This window comes from Streptomyces sp. PsTaAH-137, assembly GCF_003259365.1.
Lineage (GTDB): Bacteria > Actinomycetota > Actinomycetes > Streptomycetales > Streptomycetaceae > Streptomyces.
The window spans coordinates 162,768-186,223 of the sequence record NZ_QLLY01000017.1 but is presented as its reverse complement, the minus strand read 5'-3'; the positions used below and the strand labels follow the sequence as shown (position 1 = coordinate 186,223).

The window sequence follows — 23,456 nt, the reverse complement described above, 5'->3', positions numbered from 1 at the left end:
CCCTCGGTCGTTCGGCGCGCGACCGGCGCTAGGCCCGTCGTTTGTTGCCCCGCAGTGCCGTCCACGCCATGTCGCCCACCGCGACGACGACGACGGCGCCGATCAGCTGGAGCAGATGGCGGATCCAGTCGATGCCCTTGGTGTCGTTGACGCCGAGGCCCGTGGCCGCCCAGTTGCCGAGAACGCTGCCGATGATGCCGAAGACCGTCGTCAGCCACAGCGGGATCTGCTGCTTGCCCGGCAGAATCGCCTTCGCGATCAGGCCCAGAACCAGACCCACGATGATCGCCCACAACCAACTCATGACATCGCCTCCTCAAGCGGCGCGGAGTGCGCGGCCTGCGCCACTCACGTGCGATCAGTCTCCGGCCGTACTCCGTACGGCGCATGTCGGGGCACCCCATACGTGGTACGGCGCAGTGGCCGCGCCCAGGTCAGGGCTGCCCCGGTCTCGTAGCGGACGCAGCCCCGGCGTAACGTGGTTGCGGTCCGGACCGGGGAGCGTCCGGCGAAGCCGGCGGGTGGTGGAATGTGATGCGGAAGCGCAGTGACAGCGGCGGAGCACAGGTTTTCCGGATCACCGGAGCCCGGCAGGGGCTCGCGGAGGACGTGCGCGGGCGGCAGCGCCGGTACGTCATCTCGATGGGGATCCGCACGCTCGCGGTGATCGCCACGGCGGTGCTGTGGGACATCGAGCGGCCCGTCGCCATCGTGACCCTGGTGCTCGGCGCCTTCCTTCCCTACGTGGCCGTGGTGATCGCCAACGCCGGCCGGGAGAACGCGCCGAACCTGCCGTCGACCTTCGTACCGGCGCCCTCGCGGCCGATGATCGCGCCGACGCCCGCGGCGGGTCCGGCGGAATCCGTCCCGGAAGACCGGGCATAGCCCTCGGCACTGTCCGCGGCCCTCTCGGGGGCGCGGTACGACTGGTCGACAAAGCTCAAGAAAAGCTCAGATCAATCATGTGGTTCCGGTGCCGGGTACGGGGTCGCGCGTGACATACTGCGTACGCGCTCCGCATCCCCCGTCGGAGCGACGGACCGACGCCGGGCAGCTCCCCCCGTGGCTGCTCGGCGTCGCCTTTTCCCGGAGCTTTTCGACGGCCTGCCCGACGGGCTTTCCTGCGGGTTTTCCGGGCCCTTTAAGGTTGAGGCGTGAATCTCGCGAACCTGTCCGGGCCGACCCCGCCCTCCCCCACGACCCCGCAGTGCTCGGCCAAGGGCTGCCGTGCCGACGCGGTGTGGGTGCTGGCGTGGAACAACCCGAAGCTGCACACGCCGGAGCGCCGCAAGACCTGGCTCGCGTGCGACGAGCACCGCGAGCACCTCTCCCAGTTCCTCGGCGTGCGCGGGTTCCTCAAGGACGTCGTGACACTGGCCGAGTGGGAGTCCGCCGAGCGGCAGGACTGACCCACCGGTCAGCAGTCGGTACTCGGCCGGTCAGCCGCCGATCGCCGACATCGGGCGGTCGGGCTGCAGGAACGTCGGGTCGTCGAGGCCCGAGCCTGCCTTCTTGCCCCACATCGCGAGCTTCCAGATGCGGGCGATGTCCTCGTCCGGCGCCTCGGAGCGCAGGGCCGCGCGCAGATCCGTCTCCTCCCGGGCGAACAGGCAGGTGCGGACCTGGCCGTCGGCGGTGAGGCGGGTGCGGTCGCAGGCCGCGCAGAAGGGGCGGGTCACCGAGGCGATGACCCCGACGCGGTGCGGCCCGCCGTCGACGGTCCAGCGCTCGGCCGGGGCGGAGCCGCGCTCCCCCGACTCCTCGGCTGTCAGCTCGAAGCGGGTGCGCAGGGAGGCCAGGATGTCACCGGCGGTGACCATGCCCTCGCGCTTCCAGCCGTGCTGGGCGTCCAGCGGCATCTGCTCGATGAACCGCAGCTCGTAGTCGTGCTCGACGGCCCAGGCGAGGAGGTCGGGCGCCTCCTCCTCGTTCAGCCCCGGCATCAGGACCGAATTGATCTTCACCGGGGTCAGGCCCGCCTCGTGCGCGGCGGCGAGTCCCTCGATGACGTCCTTGTGGCGGTCGCGGCGGGTCAGCGTCTTGAAGACGTCGGGGCGCAGCGTGTCCAGCGACACGTTCACCCGGTCCAGGCCCGCCTGCTTCAGGGCGGCGGCGGTGCGCTTCAGCCCGATGCCGTTCGTCGTCAGGGACATCTGGGGGCGGGGCTCCAGGGCGGCGACCCGCTCGACGATGCCGACCAGACCGGGCCGCAGCAGGGGCTCGCCGCCGGTGAAGCGGACCTCGGTGATGCCCAGATGCGTGACGGCGATCCGGATGAGACGGACGATCTCGTCGTCGGTCAGCAGATCCGACTTGCCCAGCCACTGCAGCCCCTCTTCGGGCATGCAGTAGGTGCACCGGAGATTGCAGCGGTCGGTCAGCGAGACCCGCAGGTCGGTGGCCACCCGGCCGTAGGTGTCGATGAGCACGTGGGCCCCCTCCCTCTTGTCGTGCGTGTAAGGCCTGACAGTCTCCGAGCCTACGTGACGGGTCCGACACGGACCCTCCGGTGATCCCACGAGCGTGCCGTGCCCCCGTCGTAGAGAGCTACCAGCTCGCTGCGACGGGGGCACGGGAGGAACCGCCGGATCAGTGGGCGCCGGTACCCGTGAGGGAGCGCACCTCCAGCTCCGCGTACTTGCCCGCGTCGGCCTTGTCCTTGGCCAGGTAGGTGCCGATGATGCCGAGCAGGAAACCGACGGGGATCGAGATGAGGCCCGGGTTCTCCAGCGGGAACCAGTCGAAGTCGGCCCCCTTGAACATCGACGTCTCCTTGCCGGAGACGACCGGCGAGAAGAGCACCAGGAAGACGGCGGTGAACAGGCCGCCGTAGATCGACCACAGCGCGCCGTTGGTGTTGAAGCGCTTCCAGAAGAGGCTGTAGAGGATCGTCGGCAGGTTCGCGGAGGCGGCCACGGCGAAGGCCAGGGCGACCAGGCCCGCCACGTTCAGGTCGCGGGAGAGCGCGCCGAGGGCGATCGAGACGATGCCGATGAAGACCGTGGCCCAGCGGGCGGCCCGCATCTCCTGCTTCTCGGTCGCCTGGCCCTTCTTGATGACGTTGGCGTAGATGTCGTGCGCGAAGGACGACGACGAGGCCAGGGTCAGGCCCGCGACGACCGCGAGGATCGTGGCGAAGGCGACGGCCGAGATGGACGCCAGCAGGATCGCGCCCCAGCTGGAGTCGACGCCGCCCAGATGGAGGGCGAGCAGCGGAGCCGCGGTGTTGCCCGCCTTGTTCGAGGCGATGATCTCGTCCGGCTTGATGAGCGCGGCGGCGCCGAAGCCGAGCGCGAGGGTCATCAGGTAGAAGACGCCGATGATGCCGATGGCCCAGTTGACCGACTTACGGGCGGCCTTGGCGGTCGGCACCGTGTAGAAGCGGATCAGGATGTGCGGCAGTCCGGCGGTGCCGAGGACGAGCGCGATGCCGAGCGACAGGAAGTCGATCTTCGAGGTGGCCGTGGCGCCGTACTTCAGGCCCGGCTCCAGGAAGGGCGAGCCCTTGCCGCTGTTCTCGGCGGCGGTGCCCAGCAGGTCCGAGATGTTGAAGTTGAACTTCAGCAGGACCAGGAAGGTGAGCAGGATGGCGCCGGCGATGAGCAGCACGGCCTTGACCATCTGCACCCAGGTGGTGCCCTTCATGCCGCCGATGGTGACGTACACGATCATCAGGACGCCGACGAGCGCGACGATGCCGACCTTGCCCGCGTCGGTGGTGATGCCGAGCAGCAGCGAGACCAGGACGCCCGCGCCCGCCATCTGCGCGAGCAGATAGAAGATGGAGACGACGATGGTGGAGGTGCCGGCGGCGGTACGGACCGGGCGCTGGCGCATCCGGTAGGCGAGCACGTCGCCCATCGTGTAGCGGCCGGAGTTGCGCAGCGGTTCGGCGACCAGGAGCAGGGCGACGAGCCATGCGACCAGGAAGCCGATGGAGTAGAGGAAGCCGTCGTAGCCGAAGAGGGCGATGGCGCCCGCGATGCCGAGGAAGGACGCGGCGGACATGTAGTCGCCGGAGACCGCGAGGCCGTTCTGGAAGGCGGTGAACTGCCGTCCGCCCGCGTAGAAGTCGGAGGCGCTCTTGGTCTGGCGGCCCGCCCATACGGTGATGACGAGGGTGGCCACGACGAAGACCGAGAACAGGGTGATGATCAGCGGACGGTGCTCGCTCGCGTCGGCGGCGGCGGCCAGCGTGAACTGAGACGTGACGGGGCTCATGCGCCGCCCTCCATACGGGACTTGATGGCGTCGGCCTTGGGGTCGAGCTTCGTCGCGGCGTGCCGCGAGTACCACCAGGCGATGAGGAACGTGGTGAGGAACTGGGCGAGGCCGAGGACGAGGGCGACGTTGATGTTGCCGACGACCTTGGTGCCCATGAAGTCGCCCGCGTAGTTGGACAGCAGGACGTACACGAGATACCAGGCGATGAACGCGATGGTGAGCGGGAAGGCGAACGAGCGGTGCGCGTGGCGCAGTTCGCCGAACTCCGCGCTCTGCTGCACCTCGGTGAACTCCTCGGTGGAGGGCAGCGCGCGGGGCTCGTCCGGACTGCCCTTCTGCGGTGGTGGTGCGTCGGTGGCCACGGAGTCTCCTCGTGGTGCGGGTGCTTTCGGGAACTGATCAGGGGGAGTTGCGGGAGTCGCGGGCGACTCTTGCTGTGCGGGCATACGTGTTCTCGGACCTCATGGTGACGTGGATCACGTGGGCCGGGTCGCGATGGTAGAGCGAGCCGACGTGATCCGACAGGGGGGTGGATCGTGCTCCTTGCCCCCTGCACAACGGCACGGCGGCGCGTACGGAGCGGTTCAACTCCCTTGATTTCTTTCGGAACTCGTTGATGACCTGCGGCGACCAGCGATACGTTCGCTCCGCACCACGCGTCATGTACCTGCCCGGGCACCACTTGTGTTCGGGCTTTCCGCATATGCCCCCAGATATGCCCCCATTCGCCCTTGAACGACGGATGATGTGGAGATCCCATGGCTCATCTTCGTGCCAGACGACGTACGGCCCTCGCACTGCCGATCGGCATCGCGCTCACGGCGTCCTTCGGCTTCCTGCCGTCCGCGGTCGCCGCGCCGGCCGACTCCCCCGTGGTGAACGCCGGTTCGGCCTCCGACAGCTCGCTCGCGTACGTCGTCAACACACGGAGCACGGACGCGCGCACGATCGCTTCCGTACGCAAGGCGATATCCGCGGCCGGTGGTTCCGTCGTGGAGACGTACGCCAGGATCGGCGTCTTCGTCGTCCACTCCGCCAACCCGGACTTCGGCAAGCTGCTCCGCGCCACGAAGGGCGTCGCCTCGGCGGGCGCCACCCGCACCACGCCGCTCACCGCGGCCGGCACCACCGACGAGGGCCGGGTCCAGAAGCTGACGGCTGCCGAGGTCAAGTCCGCCTCCGCGAAGGCGGCTTCGGGCGAGGAGCCGCTGGAGGCCAACCAGTGGGACCTCAGGGCGATCGGCGCCGACAAGGCGGCGAAGATCAACCCGGGCAGCAGAAACGTCACGGTCGGAGTGATCGACACCGGCGTCGACGACACCCACCCCGATCTCACGGCGAACTTCTCCGCCTCCCAGTCGGCCAGTTGCGTCGGCGGCAAGGCGGACACCTCGTACGGTGCCTGGCGGCCTGCGACCCCGGACCACTACCACGGCACGCATGTCGCCGGTGAGATAGCGGCCGCCCGCAACGGAGTCGGCGTCGCGGGCGTCGCGCCCGGCGTGAAGGTCGCGGGCATCCGGGTGGCCGATCCGCAGACCGAGCTGTTCTACCCGGAGAGCGTCGTCTGCGCCTTCGTCTTCGCCGCCGACCACGGCGTCGAGGTCACCAACAGCAGCTACTACGTGGACCCGTGGCTGTACAACTGCCTCGACGACCCCGACCAGCGGGCCATCGTCGACGCGGTGAACCGGGCCCAGCTCTACGCCACCCACAAGGGCACCCTGAACCTGGCCTCGGCGGGCAACTCGTCGGACGACCTCGACTCGGACGCGATCGTCGACGACTCGAGCCCCGACGACTCGACGCCGGTCACCCGCACGATCGACCCGCACAAGTGCTTCGACATCCCGACCCAGCTGCCGGGTGTCGTCACGGTCAGCGCGACCGGTGTGAACAAGGCCAAGTCGTACTACTCCAGCTACGGCAAGGGCGTCATCGACATCGCGGCGCCGGGCGGCGACAAGCTCCAGATCCCCGCCACCCCGGACGCCAACGGCCGGATCCTGTCGACGCTGCCGGGCGGCGCGTACGGCTATCTCCAGGGCACCTCGATGGCCTCCCCGCACGCGGCCGCCGTCGCCGCGCTGATCAAGTCCCGCCACCCGTGGGCGAGTCCGGCGCAGGTGCAGGCGCTGCTCAAGGCGCAGGCGGACCCGCAGGCCTGCCCGGCCTCGTACGACCCCGACGGCACCGGCACGTACAAGGCGACCTGCACCGGCAGTGTGCGGAACAACAGCTTCTACGGCCACGGCATCGTCGACGCGCTCGATGCGGTCAAGTAGCCGCTCGCGGGCCCTGGTCGCCGCACCCATGACGTACGTACTCGGCTCGACCACCGACCGAACGGAGACTTCATGACGCCGCCCCACTCCCGTCCGCGTCCGCGCGGCGCCCGCCGCCCGCTGGCCCTGCCGCTCGGCATCGCGGCGGTCACCGCGCTGGCCTTCCTGCCGAACGCGACCGCGTCGGCGGCCGACACGGAGGGCAGCACCCACGCGAGCGCGCCCGTCGCCACCGACGGACCCGACCTCAGCTATGTCGTCAACGTCCGCCCGGGCAAGGGCGATCCCGCGGTGAAGAAGGCCATCGGCAAGGCCGGCGGCACCGTCGTCATCGCGTACGACAAGATCGGCGTCATCGTCGCCCACTCCAAGAACCCGGACTTCGCGCGGACGATCCGCACCGCGCGCGGGGTCCAGTCGGCCGGGGCCACGCGCACCGCGCCGCTGGCCGCGCAGTCCAGCGACGACCTCGCCACCCGGCAGACGCTGACCGCGGCGGAGGCGAAGAAGGCGGCCGCCTCGGCCACGGCGGACCAGGACCCGCTGGAGCCGTTGCAGTGGGACCTGCCCGCGATGAAGGCGGACCAGGCCCACAAGGTGTCCCTCGGCAGCCCCGAGGTGACGGTCGGCGTGCTCGACTCCGGCATCGACGACACCCACCCGGACCTGGCCCCCAACTTCGACAGGAAGGCGTCGGCCAACTGCCTGGGCGGGGTGCCCGTGCAGAAGGACAACGCGTGGCGCCCGGTCGAGGGCGAGTCCGGGCACGGCACGCACGTGGCCGGTGAGATCGCCGCCGCCAAGAACGGCGTCGGCGTCACCGGGGTCGCACCGGGCGTGAAGGTCGCGAGCCTGAAGGTGGCCGAGCCCGCCACCGGCATGTACTACACGGAGGCCGTCGTCTGCGGCTTCGTGTGGGCGGCCGACCACGGGGTGGACGTCACCAACTCCAGCTACTACACCGATCCCTGGCTGTTCAACTGCGTGACGGACGCCGACCAGAAGGCGCTCGTCACGGCCGTCACCCGCGCCTCGCAGTACGCCGAGCGCAAGGGCGCGGTGAACGTCGCGGCGGCCGGCAACGCGGCCACCGATCTCGCCCAGGACGAGATCGTCGACGACTCCTCGCCGGACGACTCGACGCCGACGCACCGGGTGATCAGGACCAAGGACTGCTTCGACATCCCGTCGCAGCTGCCCGGCGTGGTCACCGTCGCGGCGACCGGCGCCAAGGGCCTCAAGTCCTCGTTCTCGAACTACGGCAAGGGCGTCATCGACATCGCCGCCCCCGGCGGCGACAGCACGGCGTACCAGACGCCCGCTCCCCCGGCAACCAGCGGACTGATCCTGTCCACGGTGCCGGGCGGCAAGTGGCAGTACATGGCCGGTACGTCGATGGCGTCGCCGCATGTCGCGGGTGTCGCCGCGCTCATCAAGTCGACGCACCCGAAGGCCTCGGCGGCGCAGGTGAAGGCGCTGCTGTACAAGGAGGCCGACGCGACGGCGTGCACCGATCCGTACGACATCGACGGTGACGGCACGGTCGACGCGGTGTGCGTGGGCGGCAAGAACAAGAACAGTTTCTACGGTGCCGGTGCGGCGGACGCGCTGGACGCCGTGACCAAGTAACGCCACTCAGAAGGCCGGAAGGGTGGGGGCGGGGCCCGGTCGGGTCCCGCCCCCACCGCTGCGGCACACTGCCCGTATGACCCACGCGACCGGCCCCTCCCCGGCCACCGCCGCCGCCTGGGACGCGCTCGGCGGCGACCCCGCCCTGCTGTCCCGTATCGCGCACCTCACGCGCGCGGGCGCGCTGCCCGCCCGTCTCCCGGTGCGTGAACTGGCCGCCGCCTGCGTCGGCGTGTGCTCCCTCGCGGCCGCCGAACTGGCCGCCACGCGCGCGGGGCGCGCCGTGGGCGCCGTACAGGTCGACGACGGCGCGGTGGCGACGGCCTTCACCAGTGAGCGGCACCTGCTCGTCGACGGGCGCGCCCCGGTCAACTTCGCCCCGCTGTCGCGCTTCTGGCGCACCCGGGACGGCCGGCTGCGCACCCACGCGAACTATCCGCACCACCGGGCCCGGCTGCGCGCGGCGCTCGGGGCCGGTGCGGACGCCGACGTCGCGGAGGTGGCGGCGCTGCTCGCCGAGCGGTCGGCGTACGAGGTCGAGGAGACCGTGTACGCGGCCGGCGGTCTGGCCGTCGCGCTGCGCACCCCGGACCAGTGGGCCGCGCATCCGCAGGGCGCCGAGGTGGCCGCCCGCCCGCTGCTGACGCGGGAACGGCTCGACGCCGCGCCACCGCGCGACCTGCGCCGCCCGCTCCGGGTCCTCGATCTCACCCGGGTCATCGCGGGCCCGGTCGCCACCCGCACCCTGGCGCTGCTCGGCGCGGACGTGCTGCGGGTGGACGCGCCGCAGTTGCCGGAGGACCCGGACGCGCACGCCGACACCGGCTTCGGCAAGCGCTCGACACGGCTCGACCTGGGCGCGGGGGCGGACCGACGCGTCTTCGAGGAGCTGCTGACCGGCGCGGACGTGGTGGTCACGGGGTACCGGCCGGGCGCGCTCGACCGGTTCGGGCTCGCTCCCGAAGCCCTGGCGGAGCGGCACCCCGGCCTGGTGGTCGCCTCACTGTCGGCGTGGGGCGCGTACGGGCCGTGGGGCGGCCGGCGCGGCTTCGACAGCCTCGTCCAGGTCGCCACGGGGATCGCGGCGATCGAGGGCGACACGGGTGAAGAGGGCAGTCCCGGGGCGCTGCCCGCGCAGGCGCTCGACCACGGCACGGGCTATCTGCTGGCGGCGGCCGTACTGCGCTCGCTCACCGAGCAGGCGGCGGAGGGCGGTTCGCGGGTGGTCCGGCTCGCGCTCGCGCAGACGGCGCACTGGCTGGTGCACGGGGTGCGGCCGGAGCCCGCCGAGACCGGCGGGGCGCCGGACCCGGCCGCCCGGCTCGCGGAGACGGACAGCCCGCTGGGCCGGCTGCGGTACGCGCTGCCCCCGGTGTCGTTCGACGGCGGTCCCACCGACTGGCGGCGGCCACCCGGGTCCCTGGGCGCGGACGCGCCGGAGTGGCCGGCACCGTGACGCACCGGCGGCCGCGGCGAACCGGGGCCGCCTCCGGTGCGTCTTCCTGGCCATGGGTGACCGTGTCCACCGGCCGCACCTGGACTTGCCCGCGCGCCGAACCGCTGGTCAAGATCGCTGGGTGAGTTCCATGCCGCCGACCACCGAACTGTCCGCTCCGGCGGACGCGCCCGTCCGCAGACCCTCCGGTGCCGGGCGCGCCGTCGCCGTCGTCGTGCTCGTCGCCGCGGCGGCCCTGATCCCGATGTTCGGGCCACGGGCCGCCCTCGACGGCACGGGTGAGGCCGCCGCGCCCGGCACCGGAGGGATCGCGCTGCTGCGGACCGTGCTGTTCGCCGCGCTGTGCGTCCAGGCCGGGGAGATCTTCGCCGGTCTCCTCGCCCGCCGGGTGGCGCCCGCCGCGCCGTCGCCGCGCCGCTGGTCGGCGTACGCGCCGTGGGCGGGGTTCGTGGCGGCCCTGGGGCTCGCCTCCGTGGTGGCCTCCGGGAATCTGGTCCCCGACAGTCTCGCGGCGCTCGACATCGGCGGCCTGTACGGGACGCGGGACGGCACCCTGGCCCTCGTCGAGGTGAATGCCTTCCTGGTGGCGGCCCTGTGCGCGCGGACCCGGCGGCCCGGTACGGCGCTGCTGCCGCTGGCCGCGGTGGCGGTCGCGGAGGCGCTGCGCGCCCATCCGCCGGCCGAGGACTCCGCGCTCGTCGGCTCGGGGCTGACCCTGGTCCACGTCACGGCTGCGGCGCTGTGGGTGGGCGGCCTGCTGTACGTTCTGCGCACCACGCACGCGTGGCGGACGCTCGCTCCCGAGGCGGGCGCGGCGCTTCTGGGCCTCTACGCGCGCGTGGCGGCGGTGCTGCTCGCCGCGATCACCGCGACCGGCGTGTGCAGCACGCTGCGCCGGATGCCGTCGAGCACGGTGCTCGACCAGTTGACCTCGACGGCGTACGGGCGCACGCTGCTCGCGAAGGTGCCGCTCGTGGTGGTCGTCGCCGTGCTGGCCCTGGTGGCGCGGCTGCGGCTGTCCCGCGCGCGGGACCGTACGCGGGCGTACGTTCCCGCGCGCGCGGAGGTCGTGGTGCTGGGGATCGTGGTCGTGGTGTCGGCGGTCCTGACGGCGCTGCCGCTGCCGATCCGCTGGAGCTGATCCCCGGGCGTCAGTTGGTGACGAGCACCTTCAGGGCGGTGCGCTCGTCCATCGCCTTGTAGCCGCCCGGCACGCCCTCGATGTCGACGGTCATGTCGAAGACGGGCGAGGGGTCGATCGTGCCGTCCAGGACGTCGGGCAGCAGGTCGGGGATGTAGCTGCGGACGGGGGCGACCCCGCCGCGCAGCGCGATGTTCCGGTTGAACATGTCGCTCAGGTCGAGGCCGGTGCCGCTGCCGTGCGGGACGCCGACGAAGCCGATGGCGCCGCCGTCGCGGGTGATGTTCACCGCGGTCCGCATGGACTGCTCGGTGCCGACGGCCTCGATCACGGCGTGCGCGCCCTGGCCGCCGGTGAGCTCGCGGACGGCCGCGACGGCCGCGTCGCCGCGCTCGGCGACGACGTCGGTGGCGCCGAAGGTGCGGGCGATGTCGGTACGGACCTCGTGGCGCCCGAGCGCGATGATCCGCTCGGCGCCGAGCCGCTTGGCCGCGAGGACACCGCACAGGCCGACCGCGCCGTCGCCGACGACGGCGACCGTGGCGCCCTTGCGGACGCCCGCGCCGAGGGCCGCGTGGTGGCCGGTGCCCATGACGTCGGAGAGGGTCAGGAGGGCGGAGAGCAGGTGGTCGTCGGAGGCGGCGTCCGACGGCAGCCGGACGAGGGTGCCGTCGGCGTACGGGACGCGGACGGCCTCGCCCTGTCCGCCGTCGTAGCCGACCGAGCCCCAGAAGCCGCCGTGCTCGCACGAGGTGGTCAGGCCCTCGCGGCAGTAGTCGCACACGCCGTCGGACCACATGAAGGGCGCGACCACCAGGTCACCGCGCCGGACGCCCGCCACCTCGCCGCCGGTCTCCTCGACGATGCCGAGGAACTCGTGCCCGATGCGCTGTCCCGGCTGCCGGGCGGCCTCGCCGCGGTAGGCCCACAGGTCGCTGCCGCAGATGCAGGCGCGCAGGACGCGTACGACGGCGTCCGTGGGCAGCACGACGACGGGCTCGGGGACGTCCTCCACACGCATGTCGTACGGGGCGTGGATGGTGGTGGCGCGCATAGGGGGGTGTTCCTTTGTGCAGGTCAGTGAGGGGTGCGCCGGGTCACGGCGCTCTCTTCACGGTACGCCGCACGGGGCGCGGGCCGCGCATCGAGGACTCCCTGGGCCAGCAGGAACTGGGCGGCCACGTAGGTGAGCATGATCCAGAAGTCGGGGCGCGGCAGGGCCGGCCAGTCGGCGAGGCCCATGGCGATGAGCGAGTCGGACAGCAGGAACAGGGCGCCGCCGACGCCCGCCGTCACGCCGAGCCGCGAGGCGCCGTAGGCCATCGCGGTCAGCAGCAGGCTGTATCCGGCGACGGGTCCGCGCAGGCCGGCCGGCAGGTCGGGCCAGAGCGCGACGACGGTGACGGCCAGGACGACGCCGTATCCGGCCGCGAGCAGCCCACTGCGCGCGCGTGCCGTTCCGTGCTGCTTGAAGAGCAGCAGATAGCAGACGTGTCCCGCGGCGAAGCAGCCCATCCCGGCGAGGAACGCGGCGTCCGCGTCGAACAGCAGCAGGACGTCGCCGCCCCACCCGAACAGCAGCGCGCCCCACAGCAGCCGGGGTCCGCCGCGCGCGACGACGTACGCGAGCAGGGCAGGTATGAGCAGCGGCTTGAGGACGACGTGGACGGTGTGCGCCCCGGCGAGGAGCGCGACGAGATCGGCGGCGCACACCGCGAGGAAACCGGTGCGCAGGGCCACGGGCAGGGTCACGCGGCGCCCTCGACGGGCTGCGGGGCGGCGGCGGGCTCCGGCTGGGCCGGTGGCGCGGGCTGCCAGCCCGGGCCGCCGAACACGCGTCCGGCCCGCTCGCGCCAGCCGGTGGCCGCCTTCAGGTCCCGGGCGATGGCGGCGTACTCGTGGGTGGCCACGCGCAGCGGGTTGTGCGTGCTGATGTTCTTGGTGAGCCCGAAGACGGGCCGCTCGACCTCCGCCACCCACGAGCCGAAGAGGCGGTCCCAGACGATGAGGATGCCGCCGAAGTTGCGGTCCAGGTAGCCGCCCTGGGAGGCGTGGTGCACGCGGTGGTGGGAGGGCGTGTTGAAGAGGAACTCGAAGGGGCGCCACATCTTGTCGATGCGTTCGGTGTGGATCCAGAACTGGTAGACGAGGTTGACCGACGAGCAGAACGCGAGCGCCGCCGGGTGCACACCGCAGGCGATGAGCGGCAGGTAGAACGGCCACGAGGTGACGCTGGTCCACGGCTGGCGCAGCGCCGTCGTGAGGTTGAACTTGCGGCTGGAGTGGTGCACGACGTGGCACGCCCACAGGATGCGGATGACGTGGTGGCCCCGGTGCGACCAGTAGTAGAAGAAGTCCTGGGCGAGCAGCATCAGCGGGATCGTCCACCAGAGGACGGGCACGCGCAGCGGCGTCAGTTCGTACACCGCTGTGTAGATCGCGACGATCGGGATCTTCCACAGGAAGTCGAAGACGAGGCTGCCGAGCCCCATGGTGACGCTGGTGGTCGCGTCCTTGGTGTCGTATCCGGCCGCGGCCCCGTCCTCGTCCGGATGGAGCCGTACGCTCACGATCTCCACGATCGTGAGCAGCACGAAGGCGGGGATCGACCACAGCACGACATCGGGCAGGTTGGGCGTCGACATGCGTGCACCGTACGGGCGGTGACCTGGCCTCGGCTAGAGGTTGTTACCGACAAGTATTACCGGGGGTAGGGCGTCAGACCCCGGTGGCTCCCAACAACGACCCCGCCGCATAGGTCACCGCCATGGCCAGCGCGCCCCCGCCCACGTTGCGCACGATGGCCCGTCCGACCGCCGCGTTGCCCGTGCGGGCGCTGCTGTAGCCGGTGAGGGCGAGGGCCGCGAGGACCGACAGGACCGTGACGGGCAGGCGCCAGGCGGAGGGCGGGAGGACGATGGCGAGCAGCGGGAGCAGGGCGCCCACGGTGAACGCGAGGAAGCTGGCCCAGGCCGCGTGCCAGGGGTTGGTGAGGTCGTCGGGGTCGATGCCCAGCTCCACGCTCGCGTGAGCGCGCAGCGCGTCCCGCTCGGTGAGCTGTTCGGCGGCCTCGCGGGCCACCTCTCGGCTGAGGCCGCGCTCCGCCAACAGGTCGGTCAGCTCCTGGAGTTCGGCCTCCGGCTGTTCCTTCAGCTCGCGCTTCTCCATGTCCAGCGCGGCTTTCTCGGAGTCGCGCTGGGTGGAGACGGAGACGTACTCGCCGGCCGCCATGGACATCGATCCGGCGAGCAGCCCGGCGAGTCCGGCCGTGAGCAGGGCGGAGCGGTCGTCGGTGGCGCCGGCGACGCCGACGACGAGTCCCGCCGTGGAGACCACGCCGTCGTTGGCGCCGAGGACGGCGGCGCGCAGCCAGTTGAGCCGCGAGCCGAGCGCGCCGCCGTGGGCCTCGTCATGGCCTGTCGTTGCCTCTTGTTCCGTCACGGGGTGAGCATGACACCCCGTGCCGTCACCACACCCGGACCGACGCTCCGGGCGCGAAGACCGGGCTCGTGGCGTCGGCCGGGGGCTCCTTGAGCGGTTCGTCGATCTCGGCGACGGTGGGGCCCACGCGCGCCGCGATCGGGTCTAGGAGGCCGAGGTCGAAGCCGTAGACGCGGGCGGTGTTGCCGCCGACCATGGCGGCGATCTCGTCGCGCGGCAGTCCCGCGTAGGCGATCCGCAGCCCTTCGCGTGTGTACGGGTAGGTGCCCTCGTCGTGCGGGTAGTCGCTGCCCCACATGATCTTGTCGAGGCCGATGCGGTCGCGCAGCGGGACCTCGTGGGGGCGCATGAAACTCGCGCCCACGAAGCAGTTCTCCCGCCACACGGTGGAGGGGCCCTTGCCCATCGAATCGGCAAGGCCCGCGCCGAACTTGGACTCGGCGGTGTTCGCCTTCGTCGCGGCCCGCACGAGGCGCGCGTGGTAGTAGTCCAGCATGTCGAGGACGCCGGGGATCCAGCCGGAGCCCTGCTCGGTGAGGACGAGCCTCAGGTCGGGGTGTTTGCGGAAGGCGCCGCCGAAGACGAGGTGCCACAGGGCGCGGTGCGAGAACCAGGTCGTCTCGACCATGAACACGGCGCGGGCGGCGGGTTCGTCGCCGAGCGGCGGGGAGGCCGAGCCCGCGTGGTGGTTGACCGGGACGCCGAGTTCGGCGCAGGTCCGCCAGATCGGGTCGTACGCCGACGAGTACAGCTCGGGGAGGCCGGAGCCCGGCGGGGTGCCGGGCAGCAGCAGGCCGCCCTTGAGGCCCGCTCCGGCCGCCCAGCGGATCTCCTTGACGGCCTCCTCCACGTCGTTGAGGAGGATCTGGAAGACGCCCGCGCGGCGGCCGGGGGCGGCGGCGCAGAAGTCCGCGAGCCAGCGGTTGTGGGCGCGCAGTCCTGCCCAGCGCTGCTCGAACTCCTCGCGCGTGGGCGCGGGGGCCATGAGCGAGGCGGACGGGAAGAACGGCGGGATGGTGTTCGGGAAGACGACCTCGGCGACGATGCCGTCCCGCTCCAGCTCCTCGATGCGGCGCTCGGAGTTCCAGTTGCGGTCGGCGGTGTCGGCGAGCAGGTCCGCGTAGGGGTTGACGTAGGTGGCGGCCCACGCGTCGAACGCGTCGTGGTGCCGGGACTCCAGGTAGGGCCGGTAGTCGAGGAGGTCGGCGCCCGCGTGGCAGTCCGCCGAGATCACCGTGTAGCGGTCGGTGGGTCCGGTCACGGGTTCACCCCCAGGGTCGGGAAGTCGTGGTCGGTCAGCCAGTGGCGGCCCACGTCGCGCGAGCGGGCCCAGGACGCCTCGACGGCCGCCTGGTCGGTGTCCTGCCCGAGGTCGGCGGGGGTCGGGCCGATGCGGCGGGCGAGCGGTGCCAGCTTCTCGGTGTCGAAGCCGAACACCTCGGCGGCGGCCAGGCCGAGCATGCGTCGGGTCTCGGCGACCGGGATGTCGTGGAAGGTCTTCTTCAGCCACGCGCGCGTGTCGGGCCAGGTGCCCTCGGGGTGCGGGAAGTCGCTGCCCCACAGGATGTTGTCGACGCCGATCTCGTAGCGCTGGGCGAGTTCGCGGCGCTTGGTGTTGGTGGCGCAGATGAAGACCTGCCGGTCGAGGTACTCGTGCGGCGGGCGCTTCAGTTCGGCGAACGGCGAGAGTTTCTTGCCGCCGTGGGCGCCCAGGTAGAGGCGGTCCATGAACCACAGCAGATTGGGCAGCCACCAGCAGCCCGACTCGGCGATGCCGAACTTCAGGCCCGGGTGCCGCTCGAAGACGCCGGACCACAGCAGGAACCAGAGCGGGCGGGCCGGCCACCAGGTCACCTCGCTCACGTAGATGCCGAGGTGGTCGCCGTACTCGTGGCGCGGCGCGGCCCCCGAGTGCGTCACGACCGGCATCCGGCACTCGGCCGCCGCCGCCCACACGGGGTCGTAGCGCCTCGCGTGGTACGGGTCCTTGTCGACCCACATGGACGGGATCATCAGGGCGCCGAGCCCCGACTCCTTCGCCCGGTGCACCTCGGCGACGACCTTGTCCGGATCGGCCGTGATGGGCAACAGGGCGACACCGCAGTGCCGTTCGGGATTCTGGCCCACGAACTCGGCGAGCCAGCGGTTGTGCGCCTGGGCGCCCGCCATGCCGAGTTCGGGGTCCTGGTCGCCGGAGAGGCCGAGCCCGACACCGAAGGGGGCCGCCGTCTGGCTGTCCACGGCGTCCGCGTCGGGGAAGACGACCTCGGCGGCCACCCCGTCGCCGTCGAGCTCTTTGAGACGCTGCGCGGCGTCCCAACCGCCGCGCAGCCCCTCCTCGTTGTCGGCGAACCACTTCGCCGCGAACGCGTCGTTGCGGATGCCGAGCCGGGTCGCCTCCGCGCGGCGGGCGTCGCGCTCGCCGAGGAAGTCGTCGAAGGCGCGGTGGAACCGGGTGTCCAGATAGGGCCGGTACTCCTCGGTGGGCAGCCCGGCGTGGCAGTCGGAGGAGATGATCAGGTAGGGGTCGTCCTGGTGGCTCATCGTGCGTCCCTCCTCGGAGGATCAGTCGAGAATGAAGCTCTCCAGATACGCCGGGTTCGCCCGGTCCAGCATCGACTGCGAGCGGGCCCGGATCTGCCGGTCGCTGTGCTCGCTCTCGGGCAGCAGCCAGAAGCGGCCCGCCGCGATGCCCTCCGCGACGAGGTCGGCCACCTCCTCGACGGGCGTGAACGCGACCTCCTTGCCCGCCGCCTTCATGGCCGCCTCCCACTGGTCGAGGCTTCGGTACGGCGTCCTGCGCGGGCGCTCCTTGGCGAACCGGTCGGGCCGGTTGCGGTGCGATTCCCACAGCCCGGTGCGCAGCATGTGGGGGCCGGGGAAGAGCACCGACGCGCCCACGCGCGCGTGCTCCGCCTTCAGATGCGCGTACAGGGACTCGGTGAGCGTCACGACGGCGGCCTTCGTGACCGCGTAGACGGAGGCCGTCGGCAGCGGGGCGATGCCGCCGTCGCCGGACGAGGTGTTGACCACGTGTCCCGGCTCGCCGCCCGCGATCATGCGGGGCAGGAACGCCTGGATGCCGTGGAAGACACCCCACACATTGACGTTGAACGCCCACTTCCAGTCGTTGGGTTCGTGCTCCCACATGCGGCCCTCGGCGCCCGAGCCGACGCCCGCGTTGTTGCACAGCACATGGCAGGCGCCGAACGTGGCGTACGTGTCCTCGGCGAGCGCCACGACCTGCTCGCGCTCCCCGACGTCGACCACGCGCGCGTGCACGACCGCGCCGTCCTCGCGGAGCGTGTCGGCCGCCGCTTCCAGGGCGCCCTTCTCGACGTCGGCGAGGACCACCTTCAGGCCGTCCGCCGCGAACCGCCGGGCCATCGCGAGCCCGATGCCGCTCGCCGCGCCCGTGACGACGGCGACCTGTCCCTCCCGCAGCTCCATGTCAGACGCTCCCCTCGGGCGGGCCGTCGAGGATCTGCTGGGGGTCGTCGTAGCGCTGGTGGATGTACGGGAGCAGGGCCTGGGCGCTGACCCGCTCGACGACCTTGCCCCGCTGGTCGGTGGTCTTCTCGCCGATGGTGATCTCGACCAGGGCGCGGACGGGGAGGTCGGCGACGGGGTCGTACATGGACTCGCGCAGGACGACGTCGCCGGTGATCCGCTCCAGCTTCCTGACCTTCTCGTTGCGCAGGCAGTGCACGAGCACCGGGTCCGCGTCGAAGCCCGAACCGTCCACCGCGGGCAGGAACTTGAAGTAGAAGTCCGTCTTCTGCGACGGCTCGGGGACCGGCAGGGTGCCGCTGACCGCGCCGCGCACCTCCACGAACGCGATGCCGTGCCGGGCGAGCGCGGCCCGCACCACCAGGCCGTCGCGCTCCACGGTGACCTCGCCGAGCTTCTTGGGTTCGCCGAAGACCTCGCGGCCCCCGATGAGGGCCCGCTCGTGCGTCATCGGCATGACGAGCGGATACCAGCCCTGTACGCCCCCGTGCTCGGCGGCGACGGCGACCGAGCCCGCGCCGAGCGGATAGCCCGGCAGGTCGACCTTGCTGATGTTGGCCCGCACCAGGGGCCGCTCGGCGGGCTTGAGCGGCGGCGGAAGCACCGCGGCCACCGCGTCCGGATCGGACTCCCAGACGGCGACCACGCCGGTGGACCAGATGTCGGGGAGCTTGCTGCTCGCGGTGCGCGCGGCGGCGATCTCCGCCTCGGTGCGCGCTCCGTACCGTACGCGTGCCATGTCGTACCGCCCTTCGTCCGTGACGTGTCGGGGGTCGTGCGCTCGGCGCCTGTAACACAGTTACACCGGCGGCGATGAAGGGTAAAGACATGTGCACCGAAAGACGTGTGCGTCGACGGGAGTCGAGGGGGCAGGGATGGCACGCGCGCCGCTCACCCGGGACGAGGTCCTGTCCGTCGCGGGCGACCTGGTCAAGCAGCACGGCCCCGAGGCGCTGTCCATGCGCAAGCTGGCCGCCGAGCTCGGCACGGCCGTCACGTCGATCTACTGGCACGTCGGCAATCGCGAGTCGCTGCTCGACGCCCTGGTCCAGCGGACCGTCGCCGACCTCGGCACGATCCGGCCGCGCGGGAGCGGCCCGCAGGAGCGCGTGGTGTCGATCGCCCGCACCCTGCGCCGGCAGCTGCGCGCTCATCCGCACCTGGTGGCGATGGTGCACGAGCGCGGCCTCACCGAGCACATGTTCCTGCCGGTGCAGCGGGCCCTCGTGCACGAGGCGCACGCGGCCGGGCTGCGCGGGGCGGCCGCCGCCGAGGCCGTGCGGGCGGTGCTCTTCCAGGTCGTCGGGCACGTCCTGGTGGAGCGCAACCGGGAGCGCGCGCCGGTGCAGCGGCCCGGCGAGGAGGAGCTGTGGGCCGGGGCGAAGGCGGTCGCCGCGGAAGACGACCGGGCGCTCGCCCGCGCGCTCGCCGCACCGGTGGACTCGGAGCGGCTCTTCGAGACGTCGGTCCGCGCCCTGGTCAAGTCGCTGCTCTGTCCGGCCACTTGAGCCGGAGCCGGATCCGGCCGAATCCCTGGGGGCGCGCGAGGGGGACGGCGGCGACGGGACTGTCAGTGAGGGCCCGTATCCTCAGGGACCATGCTCGAAGACCGCCCGACCGCAGCGTCCGCAGCCCCCTGGCCGGCCGCGTATCCGCAGGGATACGCGGTCGTCGACGTGGAGACCACCGGCCTCTCCAGGGACGACCGGATAATCTCGGCCGCCGTCTACCGCCTGGACGCCCGCGGCGAGGTCGAGGACCACTGGTACACGCTGGTCAATCCGGAGCGGGACCCGGGCCCGGTCTGGATCCACGGCCTCACGACCGACGTGCTGTCCGGGGCGCCGCTCTTCCCGGAGATCGCCGAGGAGTTCGCCGCGCGCCTGGACGGCCGCGTCCTGGTCGCGCACAACGCGGTGTTCGACTGGTCGATGATCTCCCGCGAGTACGCGCGGGCGCAGCGCACGGCCCCGGTGCGGCAGCGGCTGTGCACCATCGCGCTGTCCAAGGAGCTCGGCCTGCCGCTGCCCAACCACAAGCTGGAGTCGCTGGCCGCGCACTTCGGTGTCGTCCAGGAGCACGCGCACCACGCGCTGGACGACGCGCGGGTGCTCGCCGAGGCGTTCCGCCCGAGCCTGACGGTGGCCGCCGGGCGCAACATGCGGCTGCCGCTGCTTGAGTGCCGCCCGCTCACCGAGTGGGCCGAGCAGTCCGTGCCGCGCCAGCAGCAGTCCTCGTACCGCGGTGGCGGTGGCGGCGCGTCGGCCGGCTGGCGTCCCTCGCGCAAGCGTCCGGCGTGCCCGTACCCGAACCCGGGACGGTACGAACCGGGCAGTCCGCTCAAGCAGGGCATGCGGGTCGCGTTCTCCGGAGACACCTCGGTCGACCGGGAGCTGCTCGAGGACCGGGCGGTCGAGGCGGGCCTGCACGTGGCGACGAGCCTGTCGCGGCTGACCAGCCTGCTGGTGACCAACGACCCGGACTCGTACACGTCGAAGGCCGTGAAGGCGAAGCAGTTCGGGACGCCGGTCGTGGACGAGGCGGCGTTCGGCCAGCTCCTCCAGGACGTCGCCGACGCGGACAAGCAGTAGACACGGACAAGCAGAAGACACAGACAAGAAGTACCGTCCGTAAATAGGGAGACATTGCCGACAGACGGGTGATTTGTGGGGCGACTCGCCCCGCGCCCGCCCGTCCGCCGGGGCCCGCGCCCGCACCCTGTGGCGCATGGCACGTTGCGAGGTCTGCGGAAACGACTACGGCATGTCCTTCGAGGTGCACGCGCAGGGCGCGGTGCACGTCTTCGACTGCTTCTCCTGCGCCATCCACCGCATGGCGCCCATCTGCGAGCACTGCCGCTCGCGGATCATCGGGCAGGGCGTCGAGGTGGAGGGCCACTGGTACTGCGGGGCGCACTGCGCCCGCTCCGAGGGGCGGGTGGGCATCGTCGACAAGGTCTGAGTCCCCACGACTCCCGTACGAGCCCTTACGGCGCCCGGCCGCCCAAGCCGGGCGCACCCCCCTGAAAACACCCCATGGCCGGGCGGTACCGTCATGGGGTGTACCGCTTCCTGTTGACTCGGCAGTGGGTGATCCTCACGCTGGTCGCCCTCGTCCTCATCCCCACGATGATCCGGCTGGGCATCTGGCAGATGCACCGCCACGACGAGCGCGCCGCCCGCAATCAGCTGGTCACCGACGCGCTGAAGGCGAAGCCGGTCGCCGTCGAGGACCTGGCGTCCGTCGGGCACACCGTCACCAGCAAGGAGCGCTACCGCACCGTCACGGCCACCGGCCGCTTCGACACCGAGGACGAGATCGTCGTGCGCCGCCGCGTCAACTCCAACGACGAGGTCGGCTATCACGTCCTCACCCCGTTCGTCCTGAAGGACGGCAAGATCCTGCTGGTCAACCGGGGCTGGGTCCCCGACAGCGGCAGCCAGACCTCCTTCCCGAAGATCCCGGCGCCGCCGTCCGGCGAGACCACTCTCCAGGGCCGTCTGATGCCCGACGAGACGACCGCGGCCAGCGGCATCAAGAACCTGCGGGGCCTGCCCGACCGGCAGGTCATGCTGATCAACAGCAAGCAGGAGGCGAAGCGCATCGGCGGCGACGCCGAGGTGCTCGGCGGGTACGTCGCACAGACCTCCCCCACGCCCAAGGGCGACGTCCCGGAGCAGCTCGGCCAGCCCGGCAAGGAGGACGCCGCGCTGAACCTCGCGTACGCCTACCAGTGGTGGCTGTTCGCCGCCGCGGTGCCCGTCGGCTGGGTGGTCCTGCTCCGCCGCGAACTGCGCGACCGGCGGCGCAAGGAGGAGGACGAGCCCGTGGACGAGGTGACCCCGGCCGCCGTCTAGGACGGTCTGCGGCGGGCCCGCGCTCGGCCGGGTGGTTGATGTCCCTCGTGCGTACTGGTTGTGTGTGACCGCCCGCGCAGTTCCCCGGGCCCTTGACGGGGCAACCGCAACCGTATGCATCGACCCATCGAGGACTACGCGCTCGTCGGCGACGAACAGACCGCCGCCCTGATCTCCCGGGGCGGTTCCGTCGACTGGCTGTGTCTGCCGCGCTTCGACTCCCCCGCCTGTTTCTCCGCGCTGCTCGGCGACGAGGAGAACGGGCACTGGCGGATCGCCCCGAAGGACACCGACGGGGACTGCGCCCGCCGCTCCTACCGGTCCGGCTCGCTCGTGCTCGACACCGAGTGGGACACCGACGACGGCAGCGTCCGGGTCACCGACTTCATGCCGCAGCGCGACCAGGCCCCCGATCTCGTCCGCATCGTCGAGGGGATCAGCGGCCGGGTCACCGTCCGCAGCGAGCTGCGGCTGCGCTTCGACTACGGCTCCGTCGTGCCGTGGATGCGCCGGGTCGACGGACACCGGGTGGCCGTCGCGGGACCCGACTCGGCGTGGCTGCGCAACGAGCCGGAGGTGCACAGCTGGGGCAAGGACTTCGCCACGCACGCGGAGTTCACGGTGGAGGAGGGCGAGCGGGTCGCCTTCGTGCTGACCTGGCACCCGTCGCACGAGGAACGCCCGGCCCTGGTCGACCCGTACGAGTCCCTGGAGCACAGCCTGGAGGACTGGCGGGCCTGGGCCGACCGCTGCACCTACGACGGACCCCACCGGGACGCCGTACTGCGCTCCCTGCTGACGCTCAAGGCGCTCACCTACGCACCGACCGGCGGCATCGTGGCCGCGCCCACCACCTCGCTGCCGGAGGAGATCGGCGGCGTACGCAACTGGGACTACCGCTACTGCTGGCTGCGGGACTCCACCCTCACGCTCGGCGCGCTCGTGTCCGCGGGCTATCTGGAAGAGGCCAGGGCCTGGCGCGACTGGCTGCTGCGGGCCGCCGCGGGCAACCCCGCCGACCTGCAGATCATGTACGGGCTCGCGGGCGAACGGCGGCTGCCCGAGCAGGAGCTGGACTGGCTGGACGGCTTCCGCGCCTCCCGTCCCGTACGGACCGGGAACGAGGCCGTACGGCAGTTGCAGCTCGACGTCTACGGCGAGGTGGTCGACTCCCTGGCACTGGCCCGCCGTTCCGGTCTGGAGGCGGGACCGCACGCCTGGCGGCTGCAGCTGGCCCTGCTCGACTTCCTCCACGAGGCGTGGTCCGAGCCCGACGAGGGGCTGTGGGAGGTGCGCGGGCGGCGCCGCCACTTCGTCCACTCGAAGATGATGGCCTGGGTCGCGGTGGACCGCACCGTGCGGTCGATGGAGGAGGACCCGCGGCTGCCGGGCGATCTCGACCGGCTGCGCAAACTGCGCGACACCATCCACCGCGACGTGTGCGAGCGCGGCTACGACGCCGAGCGGAACACGTTCACGCAGTCCTACGGATCCCGGGAACTCGACGCGGCCCTGCTGCTCCTGCCCCGCGCGGGATTCCTGCCCGCGGACGATCCGCGCATCGTCGGTACGGTCGACGCGGTACAGCGGGAGCTGTCGCACGAGGGCCTGCTGCGCCGGTACAGCACGACCGGGACGGAGGTCGACGGACTGCCGGGCGGCGAGGGCACCTTCCTCGTCTGCTCGTTCTGGCTGGCCGACGCGCTGCACATGATCGGCCGGAAGGACGAGGCACGGGAGATGTTCGAGCGGCTGCTGTCGCTGCGCAACGACGTGGGGCTGCTCGCCGAGGAGTACGACCCCGTGGCCGGGCACCAGCTGGGGAACTTCCCGCAGGCGTTCAGCCACATCGGACTCGTGAACACCGCGCTGACCCTGTTCGCGCCCGAGCCGGACCGAGAGGCAGGATAGAG

23 protein-coding genes are annotated in these 23,456 nt (G+C 71.9%); 11 read left to right on the top strand and 12 right to left on the bottom strand.

The window, feature by feature from the left end; all coding sequences use genetic code 11:
- Window positions 1-28: 28 nt before the first annotated feature.
- Window positions 29-304: a GlsB/YeaQ/YmgE family stress response membrane protein gene (locus tag K377_RS31860; protein ID WP_111667043.1), complete on the bottom strand. Its 276-nt coding sequence runs from the start codon at window positions 302-304 to the stop codon at window positions 29-31.
- Between the two features lie 230 nt (window positions 305-534).
- Here K377_RS31860 and K377_RS31855 point away from each other — a divergent pair, with 230 nt between their 5' ends.
- Window positions 535-885 carry a DUF3099 domain-containing protein gene (locus K377_RS31855; protein ID WP_111667042.1) on the top strand — a complete coding sequence of 117 codons (351 nt, stop codon included), beginning with the start codon at window positions 535-537 and terminating at the stop codon, window positions 883-885.
- Between the two features lie 269 nt (window positions 886-1,154).
- Window positions 1,155-1,409, top strand: coding sequence for a hypothetical protein (locus K377_RS31850; RefSeq protein WP_111667041.1), 255 nt, complete (start codon window positions 1,155-1,157; stop codon window positions 1,407-1,409).
- 30 nt (window positions 1,410-1,439) lie between these two features.
- Here K377_RS31850 and moaA read toward each other — a convergent pair whose 3' ends face one another.
- The 3 genes from moaA to K377_RS31835 form a co-directional block, all read right to left on the bottom strand.
- Entirely contained in the window at window positions 1,440-2,429 is a 990-nt protein-coding gene (gene moaA / locus K377_RS31845) for a GTP 3',8-cyclase MoaA (protein WP_111667040.1), read from the bottom strand.
- A gap of 160 nt (window positions 2,430-2,589) precedes the next feature.
- Window positions 2,590-4,221 carry a cation acetate symporter gene (locus tag K377_RS31840; RefSeq protein WP_111667039.1) on the bottom strand — a complete coding sequence of 544 codons (1,632 nt, stop codon included), beginning with the start codon at window positions 4,219-4,221 and terminating at the stop codon, window positions 2,590-2,592.
- The gene (locus K377_RS31835) at window positions 4,218-4,586 is read right to left on the bottom strand and encodes a DUF485 domain-containing protein (RefSeq protein WP_111667038.1); all 369 of its coding nucleotides are present in this window, start codon (window positions 4,584-4,586) and stop codon (window positions 4,218-4,220) included. The genes K377_RS31840 and K377_RS31835 overlap by 4 nt, the downstream gene beginning before the upstream one ends.
- A gap of 396 nt (window positions 4,587-4,982) precedes the next feature.
- Between K377_RS31835 and K377_RS31830 the strand changes: the two genes are divergently transcribed.
- The 4 genes from K377_RS31830 (at window position 4,983) to K377_RS31815 (ending at window position 10,735) form a co-directional block, all read left to right on the top strand.
- Window positions 4,983-6,509 carry a S8 family serine peptidase gene (locus tag K377_RS31830; RefSeq protein ID WP_111667037.1) on the top strand — a complete coding sequence of 509 codons (1,527 nt, stop codon included), beginning with the start codon at window positions 4,983-4,985 and terminating at the stop codon, window positions 6,507-6,509.
- Window positions 6,510-6,581: 72 nt separating this feature from the next.
- Entirely contained in the window at window positions 6,582-8,138 is a 1,557-nt protein-coding gene (locus K377_RS31825) for a S8 family serine peptidase (protein WP_111667036.1), read from the top strand.
- Window positions 8,139-8,214: 76 nt separating this feature from the next.
- Window positions 8,215-9,594 (top strand): CoA transferase, encoded by a 1,380-nt coding sequence (locus K377_RS31820; RefSeq protein WP_111667035.1) that lies wholly within the window; start codon window positions 8,215-8,217, stop codon window positions 9,592-9,594.
- Window positions 9,595-9,724: 130 nt separating this feature from the next.
- Window positions 9,725-10,735 carry a CopD family protein gene (locus K377_RS31815; RefSeq protein WP_111667034.1) on the top strand — a complete coding sequence of 337 codons (1,011 nt, stop codon included), beginning with the start codon at window positions 9,725-9,727 and terminating at the stop codon, window positions 10,733-10,735.
- A gap of 10 nt (window positions 10,736-10,745) precedes the next feature.
- On the opposite strand, the gene K377_RS31810 is transcribed toward K377_RS31815, so the two are convergent.
- The 8 genes from K377_RS31810 to K377_RS31775 all read right to left on the bottom strand — a co-directional run bounded on the left by K377_RS31810 (window position 10,746) and on the right by K377_RS31775 (window position 18,425).
- Entirely contained in the window at window positions 10,746-11,789 is a 1,044-nt protein-coding gene (locus K377_RS31810) for a zinc-dependent alcohol dehydrogenase family protein (RefSeq protein ID WP_111667033.1), read from the bottom strand.
- Window positions 11,790-11,812: 23 nt separating this feature from the next.
- Window positions 11,813-12,487 (bottom strand): lysoplasmalogenase, encoded by a 675-nt coding sequence (locus K377_RS31805; protein WP_111667032.1) that lies wholly within the window; start codon window positions 12,485-12,487, stop codon window positions 11,813-11,815.
- The gene (locus K377_RS31800) at window positions 12,484-13,380 is read right to left on the bottom strand and encodes a sterol desaturase family protein (protein WP_111667031.1); all 897 of its coding nucleotides are present in this window, start codon (window positions 13,378-13,380) and stop codon (window positions 12,484-12,486) included. Before K377_RS31800 ends, K377_RS31805 begins: the two co-directional genes overlap by 4 nt.
- Window positions 13,381-13,453: 73 nt before the next feature.
- The gene (locus tag K377_RS31795) at window positions 13,454-14,176 is read right to left on the bottom strand and encodes a VIT family protein (RefSeq protein WP_111667030.1); all 723 of its coding nucleotides are present in this window, start codon (window positions 14,174-14,176) and stop codon (window positions 13,454-13,456) included.
- Between the two features lie 25 nt (window positions 14,177-14,201).
- Window positions 14,202-15,437, bottom strand: coding sequence for an amidohydrolase family protein (locus K377_RS31790; RefSeq protein ID WP_111667029.1), 1,236 nt, complete (start codon window positions 15,435-15,437; stop codon window positions 14,202-14,204).
- Entirely contained in the window at window positions 15,434-16,720 is a 1,287-nt protein-coding gene (locus K377_RS31785; RefSeq protein ID WP_111667028.1) for an amidohydrolase family protein, read from the bottom strand. Before K377_RS31785 ends, K377_RS31790 begins: the two co-directional genes overlap by 4 nt.
- A gap of 21 nt (window positions 16,721-16,741) precedes the next feature.
- A complete protein-coding gene (locus tag K377_RS31780; protein WP_111667027.1) occupies window positions 16,742-17,626 on the bottom strand; it encodes an SDR family NAD(P)-dependent oxidoreductase in 885 nt (294 codons plus the stop codon).
- A 1-nt stretch (window position 17,627) separates the two neighbouring features.
- Window positions 17,628-18,425: an acetoacetate decarboxylase family protein gene (locus K377_RS31775; protein ID WP_111667026.1), complete on the bottom strand. Its 798-nt coding sequence runs from the start codon at window positions 18,423-18,425 to the stop codon at window positions 17,628-17,630.
- A 136-nt stretch (window positions 18,426-18,561) separates the two neighbouring features.
- Here K377_RS31775 and K377_RS31770 point away from each other — a divergent pair, with 136 nt between their 5' ends.
- The 5 genes from K377_RS31770 to K377_RS31750 all read left to right on the top strand — a co-directional run bounded on the left by K377_RS31770 (window position 18,562) and on the right by K377_RS31750 (window position 23,454).
- A complete protein-coding gene (locus tag K377_RS31770) occupies window positions 18,562-19,194 on the top strand; it encodes a TetR/AcrR family transcriptional regulator (protein WP_111667025.1) in 633 nt (210 codons plus the stop codon).
- A 90-nt stretch (window positions 19,195-19,284) separates the two neighbouring features.
- Window positions 19,285-20,277: a DEDDh family exonuclease gene (locus K377_RS31765; RefSeq protein WP_111667024.1), complete on the top strand. Its 993-nt coding sequence runs from the start codon at window positions 19,285-19,287 to the stop codon at window positions 20,275-20,277.
- A 136-nt stretch (window positions 20,278-20,413) separates the two neighbouring features.
- Complete coding sequence (locus tag K377_RS31760; protein ID WP_111667090.1) at window positions 20,414-20,647, top strand: hypothetical protein; 234 nt, start codon at window positions 20,414-20,416, stop codon at window positions 20,645-20,647.
- Window positions 20,648-20,745: 98 nt separating this feature from the next.
- Complete coding sequence (locus K377_RS31755; protein ID WP_111667023.1) at window positions 20,746-21,543, top strand: SURF1 family protein; 798 nt, start codon at window positions 20,746-20,748, stop codon at window positions 21,541-21,543.
- 114 nt (window positions 21,544-21,657) lie between these two features.
- Window positions 21,658-23,454 carry a glycoside hydrolase family 15 protein gene (locus tag K377_RS31750; protein ID WP_111667022.1) on the top strand — a complete coding sequence of 599 codons (1,797 nt, stop codon included), beginning with the start codon at window positions 21,658-21,660 and terminating at the stop codon, window positions 23,452-23,454.
- Window positions 23,455-23,456: the final 2 nt, after the last annotated feature.

What these genes read in the sequence shown, in the direction of transcription:
- K377_RS31860 (WP_111667043.1), bottom strand. Translation starts at nt 304, where the DNA reads ATGAGTTGGTTGTGGGCGATCATCGTGGGTCTGGTTCTGGGCCTGATC.
- K377_RS31855 (WP_111667042.1), top strand. Translation starts at nt 535, where the DNA reads ATGCGGAAGCGCAGTGACAGCGGCGGAGCACAGGTTTTCCGGATCACC.
- K377_RS31840 (WP_111667039.1), bottom strand. Translation starts at nt 4,221, where the DNA reads ATGAGCCCCGTCACGTCTCAGTTCACGCTGGCCGCCGCCGCCGACGCG.
- K377_RS31830 (WP_111667037.1), top strand. Translation starts at nt 4,983, where the DNA reads ATGGCTCATCTTCGTGCCAGACGACGTACGGCCCTCGCACTGCCGATC.
- K377_RS31825 (WP_111667036.1), top strand. Translation starts at nt 6,582, where the DNA reads ATGACGCCGCCCCACTCCCGTCCGCGTCCGCGCGGCGCCCGCCGCCCG.
- K377_RS31820 (WP_111667035.1), top strand. Translation starts at nt 8,215, where the DNA reads ATGACCCACGCGACCGGCCCCTCCCCGGCCACCGCCGCCGCCTGGGAC.
- K377_RS31815 (WP_111667034.1), top strand. Translation starts at nt 9,725, where the DNA reads ATGCCGCCGACCACCGAACTGTCCGCTCCGGCGGACGCGCCCGTCCGC.
- K377_RS31810 (WP_111667033.1), bottom strand. Translation starts at nt 11,789, where the DNA reads ATGCGCGCCACCACCATCCACGCCCCGTACGACATGCGTGTGGAGGAC.
- K377_RS31800 (WP_111667031.1), bottom strand. Translation starts at nt 13,380, where the DNA reads ATGTCGACGCCCAACCTGCCCGATGTCGTGCTGTGGTCGATCCCCGCC.
- K377_RS31785 (WP_111667028.1), bottom strand. Translation starts at nt 16,720, where the DNA reads ATGAGCCACCAGGACGACCCCTACCTGATCATCTCCTCCGACTGCCAC.
- K377_RS31780 (WP_111667027.1), bottom strand. Translation starts at nt 17,626, where the DNA reads ATGGAGCTGCGGGAGGGACAGGTCGCCGTCGTCACGGGCGCGGCGAGC.
- K377_RS31775 (WP_111667026.1), bottom strand. Translation starts at nt 18,425, where the DNA reads ATGGCACGCGTACGGTACGGAGCGCGCACCGAGGCGGAGATCGCCGCC.
- K377_RS31770 (WP_111667025.1), top strand. Translation starts at nt 18,562, where the DNA reads ATGGCACGCGCGCCGCTCACCCGGGACGAGGTCCTGTCCGTCGCGGGC.
- K377_RS31765 (WP_111667024.1), top strand. Translation starts at nt 19,285, where the DNA reads ATGCTCGAAGACCGCCCGACCGCAGCGTCCGCAGCCCCCTGGCCGGCC.
- K377_RS31760 (WP_111667090.1), top strand. Translation starts at nt 20,414, where the DNA reads ATGGCACGTTGCGAGGTCTGCGGAAACGACTACGGCATGTCCTTCGAG.
- K377_RS31750 (WP_111667022.1), top strand. Translation starts at nt 21,658, where the DNA reads ATGCATCGACCCATCGAGGACTACGCGCTCGTCGGCGACGAACAGACC.